The sequence below is a fragment of the Pseudomonas sp. TH32 genome, from assembly GCF_016650855.1.
In the GTDB taxonomy this organism is placed as follows: domain Bacteria; phylum Pseudomonadota; class Gammaproteobacteria; order Pseudomonadales; family Pseudomonadaceae; genus Aquipseudomonas.
In genome coordinates this window covers 4111860-4135197 of sequence record NZ_JAEKFA010000002.1, presented here as the reverse complement: position 1 = coordinate 4135197, position 23338 = coordinate 4111860, and the positions used below count along the sequence as shown (strand labels likewise).

Genomic DNA, 23338 nt, shown 5'->3' with positions numbered 1-23338 from the left:
CACCTTTTTGCTCAGTTGCCTACTCTATGTCGCCTTTCAAAGGTCAAACCGGTATCAAACGTATCTTCAACGCGGGGGGATATTCCCTGGATGGCCTGCGCGCGGCTTTCACCGGCGAGGCGGCGTTTCGTCAGTTGGTGTTGCTCAACGTTATCCTGATCCCGCTGAGTTTCTTCCTGAACGTCAGCCGGGTGGAGCGGGCGTTGCTGATTGCCGTGTGCCTGCTGGCGTTGATCGTCGAGTTGCTCAACTCGGCAGTCGAGGCGGCGATCGACCGGATTTCCCTGGACCTGCACCCCTTGTCGAAAAACGCCAAGGACATGGGCAGCGCCGCTCAGTTCGTCGCGCTGACCATGATTACCCTGGTGTGGGCCGTCATCCTGATCTAGGCGATGGTGGGCAACACAATCTCGTCGCTGCGCTGCACCCCGGCGGTAAAGGCGCGGCACAGTTCAAGAAATTCGCGCATCGCCGAGGTCTGGTACTTCTGCTTGTGCCAGATGAAGTAGAACTGCCGGGCCAGGTCCAGGTCCGGGGTTTCCACCGGTACCAGGCTGCCGCGCCGGAAGGCATCGCGCAGCGCCAGCCGCGAAATACAGCCAATCCCCAAACCTGACTCCACGGCCCGCTTGATCGCCTCGGTGTGTTCCAGCTCCAGGCGGATATTCAGCGCGCTGCGGTGATGACGCATGGCCTGGTCAAAGGTCAGGCGCGTGCCGGAGCCTTGTTCCCGCAGGATCCACGCCTCATGGGTCAGCTCTTCCATAGTCGCCTGGCCGCGTTTGGCCAGGTGATGCTGGGGCGCACAGAACACCACCAGTTCATCTTCCACCCAGGTTTGCACCTCGATGTCCGGGTGGCTGCAGTCGCCTTCGATTAGACCCAGATCAATTTCGTAGTGCGCCACCTGATGCACGATATGCGCAGTGTTCTGCACATGCAGCTTTACCTGGCTCTCGGGGTGCTGCTGCATAAAGCTGCCGATCAGCAGCGTGGCCAGGTAATTACCGATGGTCAGTGTGGCGCCGACCGCCAGGGAGCCGAAGCCCGACTTGCCGTTGAGCAGGTCCTCGATCTCCTTGGCCTGGTCCAGCAGCGCCACCGCCTGGGGCAATAGCTGGTGACCGAGGGCGTTCAAGCTCAGGCGTTTGCCCGCACGGTCGAATAATTGGCAGCTGGATTGGCGCTCCAGCTCGGTGATCGAGGTGCTGGCGGCGGATTGAGATAAGGCCAGAAGGCCAGCAGCGCGCGAGACGCTTTCCTGCTGGGCGACGGCGACGAAGACTTGCAGTTGACGTAGAGTAAATCGCATATCTATATAACCGATAACCCTTATCTTAATAATCCAGTTAACAGATATTGTCGCCGCCATTAGAATGCTGTGCAATTGCGCATCCAACAGTTGGCGCAGACCCATTTCCAGGAGTTCCCCGTACATGAGCAACATGAACCACGAGCGTGTCCTCAGTGTTCATCACTGGAACGACACTCTGTTCAGCTTCAAGTGCACCCGTGATCCGGGCTTGCGCTTCGAGAACGGTCAGTTCGTGATGATCGGCCTGCAACAGCCCAATGGCCGCCCGCTCATGCGCGCTTACTCCATTGCCAGCCCGAACTGGGAAGAGCATCTGGAGTTCTTCAGCATCAAGGTGCCTGATGGCCCGCTGACTTCCCAATTGCAGCACTTGAAGGAAGGCGACGAGATCATCATCAGCAAAAAACCGACGGGCACCCTGGTGCTTGACGATTTGAAGCCGGGCAAGCACCTGTACCTGCTCAGCACCGGTACTGGCCTCGCGCCCTTCATGAGCGTGATCCAGGACCCGGAAACCTACGAGCGTTTCGAAAAAGTGATCCTGTGCCACGGCGTGCGTTACGTCAACGAAGTCGCTTACCGTGAATTCATCACCGAGCACCTGCCACAGAACGAGTTCTTCGGCGAGGCCCTGCGTGACAAGCTGATCTACTACCCGACCGTGACCCGCGAGCCCTTCGAAAACGAAGGCCGCCTGACCGACCTGATGCGCAGCGGCAAGCTGTTCAGCGACATCGGCCTGCCGCCGATCAATCCTGAAGACGACCGTGCCATGCTGTGCGGCAGCCCGAGCATGCTGGATGAAACCAGCGAAGTGTTGAACAGCTTCGGCCTGAAGGTTTCCCCGCGTATGCGTGAGCCGGGTGACTACCTGATTGAGCGTGCGTTCGTCGAGAAATAAGGGAACCGATTTGCTTTTGTGGCGAGGGAGCTTGCTCCCGTTGGACTGCGAAGCGGTCCCGGCGAGGCCACCTGGTTGTTCCAGATAAAATGGGGTGTCAGGTTTTGGGGCCGCTGCGCAGCCCAACGGGAGCAAGCTCCCTCGCCACATGAATTTGGTGCGACTAAAAAGCCCGCGGTGCCTTCACAGGCAGCGCGGGCTTTTTCGTTTCCGGGATTTACTTGGCGGCAATCACTTCCAGCACACAAATCATCCCGGCCTCGGGATAGTGCCAGCGCACATCCACATCCCAGAACTGCGCCCCGTATTCCCGCTCCGGGCCGGGCGTCTGGTACGCCGGCCGTGGATCCTGGGCCAGGCACTGCTCGATCAGCGCCACCAATGGCTCGCCAAGGCGCTGAGCGTGGCCTTCTGCCTGTTGCAGTGCCGTCTTCAGCCACTGCACAGGAATCAGCGCTGGCGCGGCGCTGGCGATGCTGTTGGTCGCGGTGTCAACGATGTCTGCGTACGGTACGTACGGCTTGATGTCGAGAATCGGCGTGCCGTCCAGCAGGTCGATGCCGGATATCCACAGCCGGCCGTCTTCCACCTTGTCCAGCTTGACCACCGACTGGCCAATGCCATTGGGCCGGTGCGTCGCGCGGGTGGCAAACACGCCCATGGACGTGTTGCCGCCCAGGCGAGGCGGGCGCACTTTCAGTCGGGGCTTGTCTTCCAGCGCCTGGTGGAACAGGAACAGCAGCCACACATGGCTGACCTGCTCCAGGCCCTGCACAGCCTCACCCTGGTCGAACGGCGCCACCAACTCCACCACGCCCCGAGCGGCAGGCGCCAGTTGGGGCTGGCGCGGGATGGCGAACTTCTCCTTGAAACAGGAGCGGACAAAGCCGATGGGCGAGACGCTGTAGGTCACGGGCTTAGGCGCGAACGCGCAGGGTCAGGCCCTTGAGGAAGTTGCGCAGCAACTGGTCGCCGCAGGTGCGGTAGTTGGTGTGGCCGAACTTGCGGAACAGCGCGCTCAGTTCAGGCTTGGACACCGGGAACTCGGAAGCCTTGAGGATCGCGTGCATGTCGTCTTCCTTCAGTTCGAAGGCGACGCGTAGTTTCTTCAGGACGATGTTGTTGGTCACCGGCAGTTCGATCGGCTGCGGCGGGCGGCTTTCGTCCTTGCCGCGCTTGAAGATCACCAGGCCGTCGAGGAAGTGCGCCATGACTTCATCCGGGCAGAACACGAAGCCTTCTTCCTCGTCTTTCTTGAGGTAGGTCAGCAGGTCGTCCTTGGTGACTTCCATGCCACCGAGCTTGGTGATCTCGACCATCTTGTTGTCGCTGATGTCGAGCATGTAGCGCACGCTGCGCAGTACGTCGTTGTGAATCATGTGGGCAATCCTGGTCATTCAACTGTGAGCACCGTCCAGGCAGGCGGTGCCTTACGATTCGGCGACAAAAGAGGTGTCAGAACTTCTCTTTGCCGGACAGATAGCGCCATTGGCCTACCGGCACTTTGCCGATGGAGACTCCGCCGATGCGGATGCGTCGAATGGCGACGACTTTCAGGCCAACGGCTTCGCAGAACAAGGCAATCACACCCGGTTGCGGGTTTTTCAGTGCAAAGCGCAGGCGGTTCTCGTTCTGCCAGCTGGCTTTCACCGCGGGCAATTCCTTGCCTTTGTAGGTCAGGCCGTGGTTCAAGCGGTTCAGGCCGTGGGCGACCATGTCGCCGGACACCTCCACCACGTATTCCTGTTCGATCTTGTTCGCGTCAGCCGTCAGCTTGCGCAGGATCTTCCAGTCCTGGGTGAACACCAACAGGCCGCTGGCCTTGGCTTGCAGGTCGCTGCTGGCGGTCAGGCGCAGGAAGTGGCCTTTGAGCGGGCGCTTGCTGAAGCGGTGTTCTTCCGACAGGGTCTCGGCGTTGATCGACGCCATGGCCGTCTCGGCGTCCACACCCGCAGGGGCGTGGAACAGGATGGTCACTGGCTCCGGCGCGGTGGCCTTGGCCTCAGGGTCAAGTTCGACCTTCTGGGTGGTGACCTTGAACTGCGGCTCGTCGATCACTTCGCCATCCACCGTGACCCAGCCGCCTTCGATGAACAGCTCAGCCTCCCGACGGGAGCAACCGACCAGTTCGATGAGGCGTTTGGAGAGGCGTAGGGGTTCAGTCATGACAAGGGCCGAAACAAAAGGGGGCGGCTATTGTACCTGTGTGGCGCCGGTTAATCCCGGCTCCATTTCATTTAGCCGCGGCGCGCCTGTGGCTGGGCCTGGCGCAAACGCATGTGCAGCAACGGATAGGGCTGCCCCATGCCGTCATGCTCGGTGCGTCCGATCACCTCGAAGCCCTGCTTGAAGTAAAAGCCCAAGGCCTGCGGGTTCTGTTCATTGACGTCCAACTGGTCGGCGTTCATGCACTCGATGGCATAGCGCAACAATTGCCGTCCCAGGCCCTGGCCACGGTGCGCGGGGTCGATAAACAGCATCTCGACCTTGCCCGCCGCCACTCCGGCAAACCCGGTGATGCGCTGGCGTGAGTCCTTGGTGCAGATCAGCATCACCGCGTCGAGGTAGCGGGTCAGCACCAGGTTTTTCAGCAACTCGATGTAACTGTCCGGCAGGAAATCATGGGTGGCCCGCACCGATGCCTCCCAAATACGGGTCAGTTCCTGGTAGTCGCTGGATTTGGGTGTATGGATAACCGAATGCTGACGCATGCCCGCTGCCCCTTGCCGATGATTGGCGCTGATGGGCAAAACGATAGACCTAAAAAAGCCCCGCATCTTGTCCAGAAGCAGGGCTTTTTCAATTCTTTACACCTTAAGCGCGCTTTTCAGCCCACAGGTCGTACTCGTCGGCGTCGGTCACGGTGCACCAGACCTTGTCGCCTGGCTTCAGACCGCTGGCATCGTCGATGAACACATTACCGTCGATTTCCGGCGCGTCGAAGAAGCAACGGCCAACCGCGCCTTGCTCGTCGACTTCGTCGATCAGTACTTCGATCTCCCGGCCGATGCGCAGTTGCAGGCGCGCGGAGCTGATGGCCTGCTGGTGCGCCATGAAACGTTCCCAACGGTCCTGCTTGACGTCGTCCGGAACGATCGCAGCGTCCAGCAGGTTGGCCGGCGCGCCTTCAACCGGCGAGTACTGGAAGCAGCCAACGCGGTCGAGCTGGGCCTCGGTCAGCCAGTCCAGCAGGTACTGGAAGTCTTCTTCGGTCTCGCCCGGGAAGCCGACGATGAAGGTGGAGCGAATGATCAGTTCCGGGCAGATCTCGCGCCAGTTCTTGATGCGCGCCAGAGTCTTGTCTTCGAAGGCCGGGCGTTTCATGGCCTTGAGGATTTTCGGGCTGGCGTGCTGGAACGGGATGTCCAGGTACGGCAGGATCTTGCCGGCGGCCATCAGCGGGATCAACTCATCAACGTGCGGGTACGGATAAACGTAGTGCAGGCGCACCCAGACGCCGAGGCTGCTCAGGGCTTCGCAGAGTTCGGTCATGCGGGTTTTCACCGGCGCGCCGTTCCAGAAGCCGGTGCGGTATTTGACGTCAACGCCGTAGGCGCTGGTGTCCTGGGAGATCACCAGCAGCTCTTTGACGCCGGATTTGACCAGGCGCTGGGCCTCGTCCAGGACGTCGCCCACCGGGCGGCTCACCAGCTTGCCGCGCATCGACGGGATGATGCAGAAGCTGCAGCTGTGGTTGCAGCCTTCGGAAATCTTCAGGTAGGCGTAGTGGCGCGGGGTCAGTTTGATGCCTTGTGGCGGCACCAGGTCGATCAGCGGGTTGTGGTCCTGGCGCGGCGGCACCACATCGTGAACGGCGTTGACCACCTGCTCGTACTGCTGCGGGCCGGTCACGGCCAGCACGCTCGGGTGCACGTTGCGGATGTTGCCTTCTTCCACGCCCATGCAGCCGGTGACGATCACCTTGCCGTTTTCCTTGATGGCCTCGCCGATCACTTCCAGCGACTCTGCCTTGGCCGAGTCAATGAAGCCGCAGGTGTTGACCACCACCACGTCCGCGTCCTGGTAGGTGGACACGACGTCATAACCTTCCATGCGCAGCTGTGTAAGGATGCGTTCGGAGTCGACCAGAGCCTTTGGGCAACCCAGGGATACAAAGCCGACCTTGGGGTTGGCTTTTGCGATGGTGGTGGACATGTCTAACCTCGGTATTGAATGACGCCGCCAGTCGTGCACGAAAGGCGGCGGACGGGCGCTTGGCGCGCCTCTGATCAAAAAGTGCGCAATTCTATCGACGGGAATCGCTCTTGACCAGCTTTATGCAGGGAAATACGACGAGTGCTGCGCTATGCTTCGCGCCGTTGCACCTGAGTGAATTTCCTCGGTCAATAAATCGTCTGTAACGAGAAGTAAAACAGCGCATGCTGTGGACAGCATAGGCGCCCGCAGCAGGCGCGCTGTTTATAAAAGACCGCAGGTCAAAGGGCAGGAGTGGTTGATGGGTCAGGCAAGTAGTCAGGCAGCAGGTGCCGAGCAGTCCAACGCAAAGCCGATCGGCATGCTGGTGGCGGCGGTGGGGGTGGTTTATGGCGATATCGGCACCAGCCCGCTCTACACCCTTAAAGAGGTGTTTACCGGGGGTTATGGGGTTCAGGTCAACCATGACGGCGTGCTGGGGATCCTGGCGCTGATCTTCTGGTCGCTGATCTGGGTGGTCTCGATCAAATACATGCTGTTCGTGTTGCGTGCGGATAACCAGGGGGAAGGCGGCATCATGGCCTTGACCGCGTTGGCGCGACGGGCGGCGGGCGAGCGTAAGCGGCTGCGCAGTTTCCTGGTGGTTTGTGGCCTGTGTGGCGCGGCGCTGTTCTACGGCGACAGCATGATCACCCCGGCGATTTCCGTGTTATCGGCGGTTGAAGGTCTGGAGTTGGCCTTCGATGGCCTGGAAAAATGGGTCGTGCCGATCGCCCTGATTGTGCTGGTGGCGCTGTTCCTGATCCAGAAACACGGCACCGACCGCATCGGCAAGTTGTTCGGGCCGGTAATGGTGACCTGGTTCCTGGTGCTGGGCGGCCTCGGCGCCTATGGCATCACCCAGCATCCGGAAGTGCTCAACGCCATGAACCCGATGTGGGGCGTGCGTTTCTTCGAGGCCCACCCGGGTATTGGCGTGGCGATCCTCGGTGCGGTGGTGCTGGCGCTGACCGGTGCCGAAGCGCTGTACGCCGACATGGGCCACTTCGGTCGCAAACCCATCGCTCGCGCCTGGTTCATGCTGGTGTTGCCGGCGCTGGTGCTCAATTATTTCGGCCAGGGCGCCTTGTTGCTCGGCGATCCTGAGGCCGCGCGCAACCCGTTCTACCTGCTGGCGCCGAGTTGGGCGCTGATCCCGCTGGTGGTGTTGTCCACGCTGGCTACGGTGATCGCGTCCCAGGCGGTCATCTCCGGCGCGTTCTCCCTGACTCGCCAGGCGATCCAGCTCGGTTATATCCCGCGCATGCACATCCAGCACACCTCCAGTGCCGAACAAGGCCAGATCTACATCGGCGCGGTGAACTGGTCGCTGATGGTTGGCGTGATCCTGCTGGTGTTGGGCTTTGAGTCTTCCAATGCACTGGCCTCGGCCTACGGCGTGGCGGTGACCGGCACGATGCTCATGACCACCATCCTGGTGTCGGCGGTGATGCTGCTGCTGTGGAAATGGCCACCCATACTGGCGGTCCCGGTATTGGTCTGCTGCCTGTTGGTGGACGGGCTGTACTTTGCTGCCAACGTGCCGAAGATCGTCCAGGGTGGTGCCTTTCCGGTGCTCGCGGGGATTGTGCTGTTCGTGCTGATGACCACGTGGAAGCGTGGCAAGCAACTGCTGGTGGACCGCCTGGATGAGGGGGGGCTACCGTTGCCGATCTTTATCAGCAGTATCCGTGTGCAGCCGCCCCACCGGGTCCAGGGCACGGCGGTGTTCCTCACTGCGCGGCCCGATGCCGTGCCCCACGCGCTGTTGCACAACCTGCTGCATAACCAGGTACTGCACGAGCAAGTGGTGCTGTTGACGGTGGTCTACGAAGACATTCCGCGAGTGCCGGTCGCACGTCGCTTTGAGGTGGATGCCTACGGCGAAGGCTTCTTCCGGGTGATCCTGCATTTCGGCTTTACCGATGAGCCAGACGTGCCCGAGGCGCTGAAGCTGTGCCATCTGGATGACCTGGACTTCAGCCCGATGCGCACCACGTACTTCCTCAGCCGCGAGACCGTGATCGCTTCCCGCATCAAGGGCATGGCGCGCTGGCGCGAAGGGTTGTTCGCCTTCATGCTCAAGAACGCCAACGGCAACCTGCGCTTCTTCAAGCTGCCGGTTAACCGGGTGATCGAACTGGGTACCCAGGTAGAAATGTAAGACCAACAAAAAGCCCCCGGTGCCTTGCGGCAGCGGGGGCTTTTTTGTGGGCGCTTATTCGGCCTTGGGGGTGCCTTGGCGCTTATTGATGATGTCCACCAGGCGCTGGGCCAGCGCCGGGTAATTCTCGTCGAAGTGATGGCCGCCAGGCAGCTTCATCGCTTCGCCGACGGCGGTCTTGTCGGTACAGCCGCTTTCATCGACTTCTTCGGCTCCGTAGATGCACACCACTTTGGCCGCTGGCAGCTTGGCCATTTCCGGGCCGGTGGCGGCTTCTTTGCCGGCGTTGCCCAACCAGCCTTCCACTTCGATCTCGAAGCTGCCGGTGCGGGCGAAGGCCAGCAGGATAATTGCGTCTACACGCTGCTGCTCGCTTTCCGGCAGGCGGTTGTAGATGGCCGGCAACACGTCGGCGCCGAACGAGTAGCCGGTCAGCACGAAGCGCTTGGTGCCCCACTTCTGCCGGTAGTGCTGCATCAGCTCGGTGAGGTCCTTGGCGCTTTGTTCCGGGGTCTTGTGCTGCCAGTAGTAGCGCAGGGTGTCGATGCCGACCACCGGGTAGCCGATCTTGGCCATCTCTCCGGCCACGTCACGGTCCAGGTCACGCCAGCCGCCGTCTCCGGAGAGGAACAGGGTGACGGTGTCCTTGGCCTGGCCGGCAGGCACTTCGACCACCGGGATCGCCAGGCCGCCGTTGTCCGAACCCACCAGTTGCTTGCGCAGTTCGTTGTTCAGCACTTGCGGGTAGTGAATGTCGTAGTCGCTGATGCTGGTGGTGGCGCGCGGTGTGTCGCGTACGAAACTGGCGGCATCATCGTCAGGGTTATCGTTCCAGGCCACCAGCCAACTGCCGTGGGCCGAGGTTTTCGGCAGCGGGTCGCTGCAGCCCGGTTGTGCCAGGGCGAAGCCGACGGAGATGGCGTTGGCCTTGTCGTCGTTCTGAGCAGCCAGCCAGCGCCAGGCCAGGGCTGCGCCAGGGCCGATGCCGCTGACCAGCGTCGCCGGGCCTTTAAGCTGGCCGAGGGCGGTCTGCAGGGCTTGTTCCTGAAGCTTGCAGTCTTCCTTGGGCAGGATCACCTGGACGATCTGCGCCGCGCCGCCCTGGCTCAGGGCGATCAGTTGGCTGTCGGTCAGGGTTTCGTCGGCCAGCACGGCCACGGCCACGCGGGCCTTGGGTGCGGTGCCCGGGGTTACGCGGGTCAGGACGGTGCCGTCGGCCTGTGGCAGTTGTTCCAGAGTCGGTTGCGGTGCAGGGCGGTTCCAGTACCAGTAACCGCCACCGAGGATCAGTGCCAGTACCACCAAAAATGCCAATACATACCGCCAGGAGCGTCGAATCATCAGCGTTTCACCAATCCAGTCAAGCCGCCCGCAATCAGGGCGGCGGTGTCGGCCAGTGCCACCAGCGGATCAAGTCCTGCGGGCACGGCCATATAACGGGGTTCCCAGTCAGGCTGGAACTTGTCTTTGAAGCGGCGCAAGCCTTGGAAGTTATACAGTTGCTCGCCACGGCGGAACACCATCGAGCCCAGGCGTTGGGTCAGCGGGGCGCCACGTCGTGGTTGCAGGCCCGACAACGGCACCATGCCGAGGCTGAAGCGGGCGTAGCCATGGTTCTTATAATGTTGAATCAGGCCGACCATCATGAATTCCATGGTCAACTTCGGCGCGTCCGGGTGCGCACGCATCAGGTCGAGACTGGCCAGGTCGTGGCTGTAGGTCTCAAGCAGGTTCGCAAACGCTACCGGGCGCCCTTCGAAGCGAATGATCGCAATACGAAAGTGCTTGAGGTAGTCGTCGCTGAATCGTCCCAGGGAAAAGCCTTTTTCCCGCACGTTCTTGCCGGTCAGCCACGCGTCGGAGATGACTTTCAGCTCCTCCATCGGGGCCTGGCCGGGTTCGTGGATCTCCAGGGACAGGCCATCGCGGGTCCCGCGGTTCCAGGTGTAGCGCAGGTCCTTCATCTCTTTGCCCTTGGCTTCCAGGTCAAAGCGTTTCAGGTCGACCCGGGCTTCTTCACCCAGCTTGATCGCGGTCAGGCCGATGTCCATGTAGTACGGCAGGTTCTCCGCGCGCACCTGGTAGAACACCGGGCGGGCATGGTGAATATCACACAGGTCACGGAACTGCCAGATCATCTCGGCCCGTTGCAGGGTCGGGCCGATCGGGTCATACAAGGCCACCAGGCTGCGACCGCGACGGGCGTACATCAGGAACGCCTCGTCGTTGGGGTGAAACAGCAGGGCTTTGTCGCCGGTCAGTGCCAGGCCGCCATCGGGTTGCGCCGAGTTCATCAGGATCTTGGTGGCGCGCTCCAGTTCATCCGGTGTCGGCAGGTGGATGATCGGGCGCGCGGTGCGCAGCAGCCAGGTCAGCGAGACCACCACCAGCACCACGGCAGCGCCCAGCAGCGAGCGCAGGCCACGCGGAGCGTTGGCGTCGAGGGTGAACTGCCACCACAGTTGATGGCTGTAAGGCACATCCTGATAGGCAAACAGCAGCAGCCAGATCGACGCGCCGAGCACGCACACGCTGGCCACCAGGTACAGCGGCGAGAACGGCAGTTCGGTCAGGCGGCTGGCGCGATAGAAGGAGCGTCGAAAGATCGCCAGCAGCACCGCCGTCATGGTCATCAGGCTGGCTTCTTCCCAGTCGAAACCCTTGAGCAGCGAGAGCAGGGCGCCGGTCAGCAGCAGCACCATGGTCAGCATCCACGCGGCGGACAACCGCCGACGCAGGCCTTGTGCGAGCAACAGGCAGAGCACGCCGATCAGGCTGGCACCAAAGTGCGAAGCGTCAATCAGGCGATGAGGAATCAGGAAGCCGATGTTTTCCAGGCGTGAGTCGATTTCCGGGGTTGCGCCGGAAAACAGCAGGACCACGCCGGACAAAAAAACCAGTACGGCCAGGATCGGTGCCGCGAGGCCGGAGGCCGCCCGCAGGCTTTGTTGCGTCTGGAACAGGCGCTGGGCTTCATTGACCAGCAGGAACACACAGGCGATCAACAGCGGCAGCACCACGTAGATCATCCGGTACAGCAGCAATGCGGCAGCCAGTGGTGCGGCGCCGAGCTTGTCGGCAAAGGCCGCCAGCAGGATCGCTTCGAACACCCCGACGCCGCCCGGTACATGGCTGAGCACGCCGGCGGCCAGGGCCAGCAGGTAGACCAGCAGGAACGGGCCAAAGGGCGGCGCTTCCGGCAGCAGCATATACAGCACCGTGGCGGCGGCGGCGACGTCGAGGGCGGTGATGATCAGTTGCAGGAAGGTCAGGCGACGGCCCGGCAGGCGCAGGGTGCGGCGCCCGGCCTTGACCAGCAGGTTGTCGGGGTACGGTTGTTCCGGCAGGCGACGGCGGTAGATCCCAATACACAGCGCTGCTGTCAGCAACAGCACCGCACCGGCGATACCGCCGAGCAGGCTGGCCGGTAAATGCAGCGCGTTGGACGCGGCGGGCAGGTTGCTCAAGGTGGCCAGCGCAGCCAGTGGCGGCAGGGCACAACCCAGTGCCAGGCTGGCAAACACGGTCATGCGCGCCACTTCGGAGGCGCCGATGCCATACCGTGCATATAAACGGTAGCGAACCGAACCGCCCGAGAGCATCGACAGGCCAATCGCATTGCCAATGGCGAAGGCGGTAAAGCCACCGTAGGCCAGGGTCTTGGCCGGCAGTTTCACGCCTGCATAGCGGGCACCGGAAAATTCATAGCCCAACAAAATGATAAAGCCGGCGACCGCGGCACCGAATGCGCCCAGCAGTGCAGGTTTAGGCACTTCCAGGATCGAGTCGTGGAGCGCGTACAAGTCCAGCTCAAGCAGCAGGTGGCGACAGGCGATAAGGGCGATTGCGAACAGCAACAAGGTGACGGCCAGCCCGATGGGTTGGCGGTATTTGCTCAACAGATCCAGCCAGCGCAAACGGGTGGGAGTGATCGGTTGTGTCGCTGTGACAGTGTCTTGTGGTTCAGACGAGTTGGCGCGCATCAATCACCTCGTGGATTGTGCGCGACAGGATGGAGGTATCCAGCCAAGTTACCAATCCCTATGGACAAAATAATTACAAATATTAACGCGTATCGCGAAGTGCAGCGACAGCGCCCATTGGTCGTAGAAGGACAGTGCTTGAAGACTTAGCATAGCTTGCAATGAGATGGACTCTACAAACCGTGTACGGTTTCATGAAAGATGCCATGCCATTGTTTCAAAAGGACTTTTTCGTCAGATACAAAAAAGGCCACTCTTTCGAGCAGCCTTTTTTGATGTTTGGTTGCGGGAGCCGGATTTGAACCGACGACCTTCGGGTTATGAGCCCGACGAGCTACCAGACTGCTCCATCCCGCGTCTGTGTGGCGGCATTCTACAGAGCAACGACAGGGTGTCAACCGTTAATCGGCTGATGGGTCAAATAAGTGCGAATAAGCGTCAAATTGTCACGCACCAGCGGTAAGTGCGCGATTGGGAAAGGTTTTTTGTCAGACAATCGAAAAGGGCGCTAAAACAGACAGGCACAAAAAAGGCCACTCTTTCGAGTAGCCTTTTTTGATGTTTGGTTGCGGGAGCCGGATTTGAACCGACGACCTTCGGGTTATGAGCCCGACGAGCTACCAGACTGCTCCATCCCGCGTCTGTGTGTCGGCATTCTACAGAGGAACGCGGGTGTGTCAACCGCTGATTCAAAGAAAAGCGCTTGTGGTTCAATCGGTTAGCTCTCCAAGGCGACCCCTTGATAGGCCGCGGGGCCAGTCTGGCCGAGGCTTTCAGCTCTATTGGGGGGTGGTTTTCGATTGAGAAAATGAATTCATCTGCGAATTTTCCTACCGCTTAAGCGGAAGATTCAAACTACTGGTGCTATATACAGGTGTGAGTGAGATACTGCCCACCTGTTCGTTTTCTGCCCAGAACCACTGCCTTATATATGACGCAGCGCAAAATCATCCACGTCGACTGTGATTGCTTCTACGCCGCCATCGAGATGCGCGACGACCCGACCCTGGCGCAAAAGCCCCTGGCGGTGGGCGGCTCGGCAGACCGTCGCGGAGTGATCGCCACCTGCAACTATGAAGCCCGGGCCTACGGTGTGCGCTCGGCCATGTCGTCCCGGCACGCCTTGAAGCTGTGCCCGGACCTGACCATCGTCAAGCCGCGCATGGACGCCTATAAAGAAGCGTCGAAGGAAATCCAGACGATCTTTCGCGACTACACCGACCTGATCGAGCCGTTGTCCCTGGACGAAGCCTACCTGGACGTCTCCGACAGCCCGCATTTCGGCGGCAGCGCCACGCGCATTGCCCAGGACATTCGTCGGCGGGTCTCCAACCAGTTGCACATCACCGTTTCTGCGGGCGTGGCGCCGAACAAGTTCCTCGCCAAGATCGCCAGCGACTGGAAAAAGCCCAACGGATTGTTTGTGATCACCCCGGATCAGGTCGAAGACTTTGTCTCGGCGCTCCCGGTGAAAAAGCTCCACGGCGTGGGCAAGGTCACCGCCGACAAACTGGCGCGTCTGGGAATTGAGGATTGTCTGCAGCTGCGGGAGTGGAACAAGCTGGCGCTGGTGCGTGAATTTGGCAGCTTCGGCGAACGCCTGTGGAGCCTGGCCCGTGGGATCGATGACCGTGTGGTGCAGAACGACAGCCGCCGGCAATCCATCAGCGTGGAAAATACCTACGATGTGGACCTGCCGGACCTGCCCAGTTGCCTGGAAAAATTACCTGAACTGATGGAAACCCTGGCCGGGCGCATGGCGCGCATCGACAGCAGCTACCGGGCGGGCAAGCCGTTCGTCAAAGTGAAGTTTCACGACTTTACCCAGACAACCCTGGAGCAGGCCGGGGCAGGGCGGGACCTGGAGAGTTACCGGCAGTTGCTGACCCAGGCATTCAATCGTGGCGGCAAGCCGGTGCGATTGCTGGGGATCGGGGTTCGATTGCTGGATTTGAGCAGCGGCAACGAGCAGCTCCAATTTCCCTGGTAGAAACCGAAAACCAAATGTGGGAGCGGGCTTGCTCGCGAATGCGGTGTGTCAGCCAGCACATGCATCAACTGACACACCGCATTCTCGAGCAAACCCGCTCCCACATTTAAAGGCTTCAGCGTGCCTCAGGATCCGCCACCAGACGCCCCGCGTCCTTGGTCAGGGCCTGCAGGAATTCCTGCTGCAATTCCGGATCATTGCGAGTCAACTCGATCAGGCTTTGTTCCAGCTCGCTGGCTTCCTCTTCCAGGCCCAGCTCCGACAGGCGCTTGACCCGGTGCACCCACTCACTGACCTCGTCGTCTTCCAGGTCGTCGTAGATCAACCCGTGAGCTTCGAGCAATTTGCCCCGCAGGGTGCTGCTGATAGCCAGGGATGAGTCCGAGTGCACGTCGTCCTGGGCATCTTCAACGCTGATCTTCAGGGTGCTGATGCGGTTCAGGTCCTGCTCGGCAAACGGGCTGTCCAACAGGTTCAGGCGCAGTACGCCATTGCGGTCGGTGGTCAGCTCATGGGTTTGCTTGCCGGCAGTCACCTGCACCGGGCGCTCGCTCCAGGGCAGGCTCGAATACTCCACGCGCTTGTCGCGCTGGACTTCATCGATACCCGCCAGGTTCTGTTGCGCACGGCCGTTGGACTGCACGTTCATGAACGGGTTGACCCCGTCCACGCCGTAGCTGAGCCAATCGCGGGTCATGCTGGCAGGCAGGTTGCCCAGGGCAAAGATATTCGCCACGTTGGCGCCGACGCCCGCCACCAGCGCGACCGCGCCAAGGGGCATCTCATAGAGTTTGCGCCAGGGCTGGTAGGGCGTGTAACGGTCGTAACGACGGGTGACTTCGAATTCGGTGACCTCAAAGGTCTTTTGCTCATGAATGCGAACCCGGCGTTGCGGCAGCTCCAGCACTTTGGGCTCGCCTACATCGATCTGCAGGCTGTGATCGAGCAATTTGCGCTCGATGCGTTCCTCGTGCTCGCTGCGTTGCGACATCTGGTTGGCGCAGCCGCTGACCAGCAGGGCGCCACATAACGTGGCGCCCCCCAGGGCTATGGTGTTTCGCTTGAACATGACGACTCTTGATCTGGGTTTCAGCGACGAATACGCGCCTGAAGGAAAGACAGCACGTCAGCCACCGGCAACGGTTGGGCTTCGGCTTCGGTCCGGCTCTTGTATTCCAGATTGCCATCGGCCAGGCCGCGGTCACTGACCACGATCCGGTGCGGGATGCCAATCAGTTCCATGTCGGCGAACTTGATGCCCGGGCTGGTCTTCTTGTCCCGGTCATCCAGCAACACTTCAAAACCGGCAGCCGTCAGTTCGGCATACAGCTTGTCGGTGGCTTCGCGCACTTGCTCGGTTTCGTAGCGCAGCGGTACCAGGGCGACCTGGAACGGCGCCAGGGCGTCACTCCAGATGATCCCTTTCTCGTCGTTGTTCTGCTCGATGGCAGCCGCAACCACGCGGGAAACACCAATGCCGTAGCAACCCATTTCCAGGGTGATCGGCTTGCCGTTCTCGCCCAGCACTTCGCACTTCATCGCCTTGCTGTACTTGTTCCCCAGCTGGAAGATGTGCCCGACTTCGATGCCGCGCTTGATTTCCAGGGTGCCCTTGCCGTCCGGGCTCGGGTCGCCTGCAACCACGTTGCGCAGGTCGGCCACGGTCGGAACCGGCAGGTCACGTTCCCAGTTCACGCCGAAGTAGTGCTTGTCATCGATGTTGGCACCGATGCCGAAGTCGCTCATCAGCGCCACGGAACGGTCGATGATGATCGGCAGCGGCAGGTTCAGCGGGCCCAGGGAACCGGCGCCGGCGCCAATAGCGTCGCGCAGTTCGGAGTCGGTGGCCATCACCAGCGGGCTGGCAACGCCTGGCTGCTGGGCGGCCTTGATTTCGTTGAGCTCGTGGTCGCCACGGATCACCAGGGCGATCAGTTTGCCTTCTTCCTCGGCGCGCACGATCAGGGTCTTGATGGTCTTTTCAATCGGCAGATTGAATTTCTCCACCAGGGCCGCGATGGTCTTGGTCTCAGGCGTATCCACCAGGCGCAGCTCTTCGCTTGGCGCAGGGCGGGAGGTTTCCCGTGGCACGGCTTCGGCTTTCTCGATGTTTGCCGCGTAGTCGGAACCGTTGCTGAACACGATATCGTCTTCGCCGGATTCGGCCAGTACGTGGAACTCGTGGGAGCCGGCGCCGCCGATGGAGCCGTTGTCCGCTTCAACCGGGCGGAACTTCAGGCCCAGGCGGGTGAACACGTTGCAGTAGGCGGTGTGCATGCGGTCGTAGGTGACCTGCAGGGACGCCTGGTCAGCGTGGAACGAATAGGCGTCCTTCATGATGAATTCACGGCCGCGCATCAAACCGAAGCGTGGGCGGATTTCGTCACGGAACTTGGTCTGGATCTGATACAGGTTGAGGGGCAGCTGTTTGTAGCTGCTCAACTCGTTGCGCATCAGGTCGGTGATCACTTCTTCGTGGGTCGGGCCGGCGCAGAAATCGCGGCCATGACGATCCTTGAAGCGCAGCAATTCAGGGCCGTACTCTTCCCAGCGCCCGGATTCCTGCCACAGCTCAGCCGGTTGGGTGCTCGGCATCAACACTTCCAGAGAGCCGGCGGCGTTCATTTCTTCACGAACGATGGCTTCGACCTTGCGCATCACCTTCAAGCCCATGGGCAGCCAGGTGTACAGGCCCGAGGCCAGTTTGCGGATCATGCCGGCGCGCAGCATCAGCTGGTGGCTGATCACGACCGCGTCGGAAGGCGTTTCTTTCTGTGTGGCGAGCAAATATTGACTGGTGCGCATGGTAGGCCGTTGTCGGTTGCTTGGACTTGAAATGACTTTTGATTGTACGGGCGGTCGCTGCCGGAGTACAGGCATCTGTGGGAGCTGGCTTGCCTGCGATGCAGGCGGCACGGGGTGTCAGTTACACCGCGGTGATGCCATCGCAGGCAAGCCAGCTCCCACATTGACCGCGTACTTTCAGTCTTCTTTGGTGGGGTTCAAACGAACCCGCCGGCTTTCCTGGAACCAATGCAAGGCAATCAGGATCAGCGTCGGCACACCCAGCAGGCAGGTGATCAGGAAGAAATTGTGGTAACCGAACTTCTCGACCATCACCCCCGAATACCCGCCGATCAAGCGTGGCAGCAGCAACATGATCGAGCTGAGCAGGGCGTATTGGGTGGCGGAGAACTTCAGGTTGGTCAGGCTCGACAAGTACGCAACAAACGCCGAGGTCGCCATGCCCGAACTGAAGTTATCCAGGGAGATGGTGAAAATCAGCATCTGCAGGTCCGGGCCCATGTCGGCGAGCATCACGAACAGCAGGTTGGTACCGGCCGATGCTATACCGCCGATAAACAGGATCGGCAGGATGCCGAAGCGCACGATCAGCAGGCCACCCATGCCGGCACCCAGCAGGGTCATGATCAGGCCGAACACCTTGCTGACGCCGGCGATCTGGTCCTTGGTAAAACCCTGGTCGATATAGAACACGTTGGCCATGACGCCCATCACCGTGTCCGACATGCGATAGGTGGCAATCAGCCCCAGCAGCAGGAGGGCCTGCCAGCGGTAGCGCAGGATAAAGTCGTTGACCGGCGTGAGCACCGGCGCCAGGCCCCGGCGACCCATGGTCGACAGGCACAGGGTGGTGAGGATGATATAGAGGATGGCCCGCAGGAACGCGCGGTCTTCCAGCAGCAAGTCCAGCAGGCTGACGCCTTGGAACAGCACGCTGGCGAAGTCTGTGTTGTACAGCTGGGTAAACATCGCCGGCACCGACACCAGCAGCACGATCAATACGAACACCGAGACCAGTTGGTGCGCAAAACTGTAGCGACCGGCCTGCAACTGGGTGCGCAGTGGCACATTGGGTTCGCGCATGAACAGGGTGGTCAGCAGCGCTGGCACCATCAGCACACCGAACAGCACATACGTGCCGGCCCACGCCGAGTGCTTGTAGTTGAACCCGGTGGAACCGAAGCCTTCAGCGAAAAACAGTGCGCCGGCGGTAGCCAGCAGGGCGGCCACGCGATACCCGGACATATAGCTGGCGGCCAGCGCGGCCTGCTGGCTGTCGCTGGCGATTTCCAGGCGGTAGGCGTCTACGGCGATATCTTGCGTGGCGGAAGCGAAGGCGACGATAACGGCGATGGCGATCAGCCAGGACAGGTGCTTTTGCGGATCGCAGAACCCCATGCCGATCAATCCGAGGATCACCAGCGTCTGGGACAGTACCAGCCAGGAACGACGACGTCCGAGCTTGCCGAGCAGCGGCAGGCGCCATTGGTCGAGCAAGGGCGACCAGACCCACTTGAAGGCATAGGCCAGGCCGATCAGGCTCGCATAACCGATGGTTTCGCGGGCCACACCGGCCTCACGCAACCACACCGAGAGCGTCGAGAACACCAACATGTAAGGCAAGCCGGCAGCAAAGCCGAGCAGCAACAGCACTAACGTCGAGGGGCTGGCATAGGCGGCGAGCGCGGCGCGCCAGGTTTTACGGGGCATGGGCTGGAGTCTGCCTCAGAATTACGCAAATAAAGCGCGCACTCTAACCGCTGTGCTCTACCGGGCGCCAGCCATGACGCTGAATATCAACACGATTGTTCAGGATGCTGACACCTTCGCCGCGCAAACGCGCGCGTTGCTCGTCCCCCGAGGCACTGCCCGCTGGCAGACTTATCCGACCGCCGGCACCCAACACGCGGTGCCAGGGCAGTTTGGTGTCTTCTGGCAACTGGCTCAGGATGCGGCCCACCCAGCGCGCGGCGCGACCCAAACCGGCCAGGTGCGCCAGCTCCCCGTAGCTGATCACGCAGCCTTCGGGCACTTGGGCGAGGGTCAGGTACAGCACGGTGCGGCGCATTTCGGCCGGGCTTTGCGGGGCGTCGGTCGTTTCGTTCACGGTGGGCATGTCCGATGAAAATATCCGTCTATTCGTAGGAAATGTCTGCAAATGTGCCGCCGGGCACGGAACTCGATACAAATACCCGAGTCAGTCCTTGCTAAGAAGTTATCCGCCCCGATAATGCCCGTTTTTTCGCCAAACTCGAGCCCCAAATCCGCTTATGTTGTCCAGAACCCTGCTGTGCCTCGCTGTTTTCAGCGCCTCCACGCCGCTGCTCGCCGATACCGTCTGGTTGAAGAACGGTGACCGCCTGACCGGCAAGATCAAGGTTTTCGACGGTGGCAAGCTACTGATCCAGACCGACTACGCCGGTGCCATCCCGGTGGACTGGAAGCAGGTCAAGACCCTGGAAAGTGACCAGGAGTTGCTGGTCAAACAGGATGCCTACACCGGTGAGAAGGCCAAGTCCCTGCAGGCGGCCGATGACGGCAAAGTCATCCTGGCCAACGGCGAGGCGCCGAAGACTGTCGAGCTGGCCAGCATCCAGCAGATCATCAAGCCCAAGCCGGTGATCGAAGACCTGGTGTGGAAGGGCAATGTCGACATGGCGCTGGACTACAAGCGTGCGGAAAAAGACACCAACGACTACGACATCGACTTCAAGACCACTGCCCGCCATGGCCAGTGGCGCCATACCGCCCAGGGCGAGTACAACCGCGAATTCCAGGACGACGTGACCACCACCGACAACTGGGCGCTGGAATATGACCTGGACCGCTTCATCACCGAACACTGGTTCTGGCAGGGTCGCTTGACCTACAAGCGTGACAAGGTCGAAGACCTGTCCCGCCAGCGCACCGTGGGTACCGGCCCGGGCTATCAATTCTGGGACGACGAGCTGGGTGCGTTCTCCCTTGGTTCGCTGGTCAACCGCACGGATTACGAATATCAGGACGGCGGCAAGGACAACTTCTACTCGCTGGCCATGAAGTGGAACTACAACCGCTACCTGGTGGGCAAGACCGTCGAATTCTTCACCAATGGCGAGCTTGGCAAGCCGTTGGCCGGGCCGTCCGACTATTCCCTGGATGCGGAAATGGGCCTGCGCTACAAAGTCACCGAGTGGGCCTCCCTAAACCTCAAGGCCGAGCGCGACATTATTAGTGGCGACTCGGAGAGTGCGTTGAGCAAGACCCGCTACACGGCAGGTTTCGGCGTCGCCTGGTAAAGAGGCGCCTGGTAAAGCGCTGCCTGGTTAAAGGCGCAACCCGCCGTCCATTTCCAGGATCCGCCCGGTGTAGTAGTCGTTCTCAAAGATATACGCCGCCGAATGGGCAATCTCCTCGGGCCGCCCCATGCGCTTGAGGGGAATGCCCGAGGTCATCTTCTCCAGGGCCTCGGGCTTCATGCCCAGGGTCATCTCCGTCTCGATAAACCCCGGTGCAATGCCCGCCACGCGGATACCGTAACGCGCCAGCTCCTTGGCCCAGGTCACAGTGGCGGCTGCTACACCGGCCTTCGCGGCGGAGTAGTTGGTCTGGCCGACGTTACCGGCGCGGGAGATCGACGAAATGTTGATGATGGTGCCCTGATTCTTCAGCTCCACCATTTTTGCCGCCACCTCGCGGGTGCACAGGAACACCCCGGTGAGGTTGACGTCGATCACCGCCTGCCACTGGGCCAGGCTCATTTTGGTCATCTCGCCGTCCTTGACCTTGAGCAGCAGGCCGTCACGCAAAATCCCCGCGTTGTTGATCAAGCCGTTGATCGCACCAAAGTCGTCGGCGATCTGCGCCACGGTGTGGGTGACCTGCTCTTCATCCGCCACGTTGCACAGATAGGCCCGGGCCTTCACGCCATGGGCCTGGCAGGCTGCCACGGCCTGGTCGAGTTTTTCCTGATTGAGGTCCACCAACGCCAGGTGTGCACCTTTGGCGGCAAAATACTCGGCCATGGAACGGCCCAAACCCTGGCAACCGCCGGTGATAATGATTACTTTGTCGTTGAGATGCATTCGCAAGTCCTGTGGGCAGAATTAAGCGGCTATCCAAGTTTGTTTTTTGACGAAATTTATCAAAGGAGTCATAAGTTGAGCGCGCACGTTGCCAAGAATGCCCGAGAACTACTGCTCAAGGAATACCGTGGGGCACTCTCCACCTTGTCCAAGGCCATGCCCGGTTTCCCGTTTGGCTCAGTGGTGCCGTACTGCCTGGACGCCGAGGGCCGGCCGCTGATCCTGATCAGCCGAATCGCCCAGCACACCCATAACCTGCAGAAAGACCCCAAGTGCTCCCTGTTGGTGGGTGAGCGTGAGGCGGACGATGTGCAAGCCGTAGGGCGCCTGACCTACCTGGCCGAAGCCGAAAAGCTCGAAGACAGTGCTGCGATTGAAGCCGCCGCCGAGCGTTATTACCGCTACTTCCCGGATTCGGCGAACTACCACAAGGCCCATGATTTTGACTTCTGGGTGCTCAAGCCGGTACGCCACCGTTACATCGGCGGGTTTGGCGCGATCCACTGGGTCGACAACTTGACCCTGGCCAACCCGTTCGCCGGCAAGGCCGAGCTGAGCATGATCGAGCACATGAACAGCGACCACACCAAGGCCATCGCTCACTACGTCGAGCTGGCTGGGCTACCGACTTCCGAGCCTGCGCAATTGGCCGGTATCGACAGCGAAGGCATGCACCTGCGCATTGGCCAGGCCCTCTATTGGCTGCCCTTTGCAGAGCCTTGCAACACGCCGACACAAGTACGCGAAGCCTTGGTTTTCCTGGCTCACGCCGAGGTCTGGCCGAAAAAAGCAGCCGCTGAAGCTTGAATTCACGAAACGGCGACGTCATCTAAGGTGAAGTAGCAAGGCATTCTTGCGTTGAGGAACCATTTGATGCGCCCTTTTTTGTTGCTCTTTTTGTTGTTTCCGGTGCTGGAGCTGTTCGTATTCGTACAAGTCAGCGGGGCAATCGGGTTTTTCCCGGCGCTGCTGCTGATCATTCTCGGCTCGATGCTCGGCGTCCTGGTGCTGCGCGTCGCCGGCCTGGCCACGGCGCTGCGTGCCCGTGAAAGCCTGAATCGCGGCGAACTGCCGGCCCAGACCATGCTGGAAGGCTTGATGATGGCGTTGGCCGGTGGCCTGCTGATCCTCCCGGGTTTCATCAGCGACGTGGTCGGCCTGGTGATGCTGCTGCCGTTCACTCGCAAGCTGCTGGCGGGCAAGATGCGCCAGCGTGCCGAAGAGGCGGCGATCCGCCAGCGCGCCTTTGCCGACGACCTGCAACCCCGCGGCGGCCCGGCTCCGCGCCAGCCCCTGGGGCGTGAAGGTGACGTGATCGAAGGCGAGTTCGAACACCGCGACCCCAAGTAATCCCCTCACTGGCACGGCACCTTCGGGTGCCGTGTGGCTTTTAAAGACGCCCCCGACACAAAAATTTTCATCTCTGCACCCTTGTAATAAGCTTATGCGCCCTTATGTAACGGTCACCGCAAGGTTTCTGGTGGCGACACCAGACAGACTTCCGCGTTTCGCACCGCGAACCGCGACCGGCACCGCCGGAATTTAACTAGCCGGAATTGACACCGGCCGATGAAAAACACAATTAGGAGAGATCGACAATGAGCAAGCTTCGTCCTCTGCATGACCGCGTCGTCATCCGTCGCAGTGAAGAAGAAAAGAAAACCGCTGGCGGTATCGTTCTGCCAGGTTCGGCTGCTGAAAAAGCCAACCACGGTGTGATTCTCGCTGCTGGCCCAGGCAAAACCCTGGAAAACGGTGAAGTACGTGCGCTGGCTGTGAAAGTGGGTGACAAGGTTGTTTTCGGCCCTTACTCCGGCAGCAACACTGTGAAAATCGACGGCGAAGACCTGCTGGTAATGGCTGAGAACGAGATTCTCGCTGTTCTGGAAGGCTGATTTCCCCGCTCATCTTCCCGTTACTAC

The 23338-nt window shown here is 60.8% G+C and carries 21 protein-coding genes and 2 tRNA genes; 8 read left to right on the top strand and 15 right to left on the bottom strand.

From position 1 onward, the window contains the following. Positions 1-26: 26 nt before the first annotated feature. A complete protein-coding gene (locus JFV30_RS22585; protein WP_003208635.1) occupies positions 27-389 on the top strand; it encodes a diacylglycerol kinase in 363 nt (120 codons plus the stop codon). Here the strand turns inward: JFV30_RS22585 and JFV30_RS22580 are convergent. Continuing rightward, the gene (locus JFV30_RS22580; protein ID WP_010170057.1) at positions 386-1312 is read right to left on the bottom strand and encodes a LysR family transcriptional regulator; all 927 of its coding nucleotides are present in this window, start codon (positions 1310-1312) and stop codon (positions 386-388) included. The genes JFV30_RS22585 and JFV30_RS22580 overlap by 4 nt on opposite strands. Before the next feature lie 124 nt (positions 1313-1436). Between JFV30_RS22580 and fpr the strand changes: the two genes are divergently transcribed. Further along, complete coding sequence (gene fpr, locus JFV30_RS22575) at positions 1437-2216, top strand: ferredoxin-NADP reductase (protein ID WP_003189055.1); 780 nt, start codon at positions 1437-1439, stop codon at positions 2214-2216. A 217-nt stretch (positions 2217-2433) separates the two neighbouring features. Here the strand turns inward: fpr and tsaA are convergent, their stop codons facing one another. The 5 genes from tsaA to rimO all read right to left on the bottom strand — a co-directional run bounded on the left by tsaA (position 2434) and on the right by rimO (position 6371). Further along, positions 2434-3129, bottom strand: a complete 696-nt coding sequence (gene tsaA, locus JFV30_RS22570; RefSeq protein ID WP_010170049.1) for a tRNA (N6-threonylcarbamoyladenosine(37)-N6)-methyltransferase TrmO — start codon at positions 3127-3129, stop codon at positions 2434-2436. A 4-nt stretch (positions 3130-3133) separates the two neighbouring features. Beyond that, positions 3134-3595: a DUF1456 family protein gene (locus tag JFV30_RS22565; RefSeq protein WP_010170047.1), complete on the bottom strand. Its 462-nt coding sequence runs from the start codon at positions 3593-3595 to the stop codon at positions 3134-3136. A gap of 76 nt (positions 3596-3671) precedes the next feature. Beyond that, on the bottom strand, positions 3672-4382 hold the full coding sequence (locus JFV30_RS22560; RefSeq protein ID WP_003208627.1) for an rRNA pseudouridine synthase: 711 nt from the start codon (positions 4380-4382) through the stop codon (positions 3672-3674). 71 nt (positions 4383-4453) lie between these two features. Next, positions 4454-4927 (bottom strand): GNAT family N-acetyltransferase, encoded by a 474-nt coding sequence (locus JFV30_RS22555; RefSeq protein ID WP_201125217.1) that lies wholly within the window; start codon positions 4925-4927, stop codon positions 4454-4456. 103 nt (positions 4928-5030) lie between these two features. Next, complete coding sequence (rimO, locus tag JFV30_RS22550) at positions 5031-6371, bottom strand: 30S ribosomal protein S12 methylthiotransferase RimO (protein WP_169386167.1); 1341 nt, start codon at positions 6369-6371, stop codon at positions 5031-5033. Positions 6372-6672: 301 nt separating this feature from the next. Between rimO and JFV30_RS22545 the strand changes: the two genes are divergently transcribed. Beyond that, positions 6673-8574 carry a potassium transporter Kup gene (locus tag JFV30_RS22545; protein WP_010170040.1) on the top strand — a complete coding sequence of 634 codons (1902 nt, stop codon included), beginning with the start codon at positions 6673-6675 and terminating at the stop codon, positions 8572-8574. Positions 8575-8628: 54 nt separating this feature from the next. Here the strand turns inward: JFV30_RS22545 and JFV30_RS22540 are convergent, their stop codons facing one another. The 4 genes from JFV30_RS22540 to JFV30_RS22525 all read right to left on the bottom strand — a co-directional run bounded on the left by JFV30_RS22540 (position 8629) and on the right by JFV30_RS22525 (position 13197). Beyond that, positions 8629-9915 (bottom strand): virulence factor family protein, encoded by a 1287-nt coding sequence (locus JFV30_RS22540; protein ID WP_201125216.1) that lies wholly within the window; start codon positions 9913-9915, stop codon positions 8629-8631. Then, positions 9915-12557 carry a bifunctional lysylphosphatidylglycerol flippase/synthetase MprF gene (gene mprF, locus JFV30_RS22535; RefSeq protein WP_201125215.1) on the bottom strand — a complete coding sequence of 881 codons (2643 nt, stop codon included), beginning with the start codon at positions 12555-12557 and terminating at the stop codon, positions 9915-9917. Before mprF ends, JFV30_RS22540 begins: the two co-directional genes overlap by 1 nt. A 280-nt stretch (positions 12558-12837) precedes the next feature. Next, positions 12838-12914 (bottom strand) — tRNA-Met (locus JFV30_RS22530). A gap of 206 nt (positions 12915-13120) precedes the next feature. Next, positions 13121-13197, bottom strand: a tRNA-Met gene (locus JFV30_RS22525). Between the two features lie 291 nt (positions 13198-13488). Between JFV30_RS22525 and dinB the strand changes: the two genes are divergently transcribed. Continuing rightward, positions 13489-14547: a DNA polymerase IV gene (dinB, locus tag JFV30_RS22520; protein ID WP_010170027.1), complete on the top strand. Its 1059-nt coding sequence runs from the start codon at positions 13489-13491 to the stop codon at positions 14545-14547. 115 nt (positions 14548-14662) lie between these two features. Here the strand turns inward: dinB and JFV30_RS22515 are convergent, their stop codons facing one another. The 4 genes from JFV30_RS22515 to JFV30_RS22500 all read right to left on the bottom strand — a co-directional run bounded on the left by JFV30_RS22515 (position 14663) and on the right by JFV30_RS22500 (position 19468). Then, positions 14663-15616 carry a hypothetical protein gene (locus JFV30_RS22515; protein ID WP_010170025.1) on the bottom strand — a complete coding sequence of 318 codons (954 nt, stop codon included), beginning with the start codon at positions 15614-15616 and terminating at the stop codon, positions 14663-14665. 20 nt (positions 15617-15636) lie between these two features. Then, a complete protein-coding gene (locus JFV30_RS22510; RefSeq protein ID WP_201125214.1) occupies positions 15637-17352 on the bottom strand; it encodes a proline--tRNA ligase in 1716 nt (571 codons plus the stop codon). A 177-nt stretch (positions 17353-17529) separates the two neighbouring features. Next, positions 17530-19062 carry an AmpG family muropeptide MFS transporter gene (locus JFV30_RS22505; protein ID WP_201125213.1) on the bottom strand — a complete coding sequence of 511 codons (1533 nt, stop codon included), beginning with the start codon at positions 19060-19062 and terminating at the stop codon, positions 17530-17532. Between the two features lie 43 nt (positions 19063-19105). Next, positions 19106-19468, bottom strand: coding sequence for an MGMT family protein (locus JFV30_RS22500; RefSeq protein WP_201125212.1), 363 nt, complete (start codon positions 19466-19468; stop codon positions 19106-19108). A gap of 154 nt (positions 19469-19622) precedes the next feature. Here JFV30_RS22500 and JFV30_RS22495 point away from each other — a divergent pair, with 154 nt between their 5' ends. Next, entirely contained in the window at positions 19623-20630 is a 1008-nt protein-coding gene (locus JFV30_RS22495) for a DUF481 domain-containing protein (RefSeq protein ID WP_201125211.1), read from the top strand. Positions 20631-20657: 27 nt separating this feature from the next. Here the strand turns inward: JFV30_RS22495 and JFV30_RS22490 are convergent, their stop codons facing one another. Further along, positions 20658-21416: an SDR family oxidoreductase gene (locus JFV30_RS22490; RefSeq protein WP_010170018.1), complete on the bottom strand. Its 759-nt coding sequence runs from the start codon at positions 21414-21416 to the stop codon at positions 20658-20660. 75 nt (positions 21417-21491) lie between these two features. Here JFV30_RS22490 and JFV30_RS22485 point away from each other — a divergent pair, with 75 nt between their 5' ends. The 3 genes from JFV30_RS22485 to JFV30_RS22475 all read left to right on the top strand — a co-directional run bounded on the left by JFV30_RS22485 (position 21492) and on the right by JFV30_RS22475 (position 23311). Next, positions 21492-22223 carry a HugZ family pyridoxamine 5'-phosphate oxidase gene (locus JFV30_RS22485; RefSeq protein WP_010170017.1) on the top strand — a complete coding sequence of 244 codons (732 nt, stop codon included), beginning with the start codon at positions 21492-21494 and terminating at the stop codon, positions 22221-22223. Between the two features lie 66 nt (positions 22224-22289). Further along, a complete protein-coding gene (locus JFV30_RS22480) occupies positions 22290-22766 on the top strand; it encodes an FxsA family protein (RefSeq protein ID WP_008433587.1) in 477 nt (158 codons plus the stop codon). Between the two features lie 248 nt (positions 22767-23014). Further along, complete coding sequence (locus JFV30_RS22475) at positions 23015-23311, top strand: co-chaperone GroES (RefSeq protein ID WP_003208599.1); 297 nt, start codon at positions 23015-23017, stop codon at positions 23309-23311. The last annotated feature ends 27 nt before the right edge of the window (positions 23312-23338 follow it).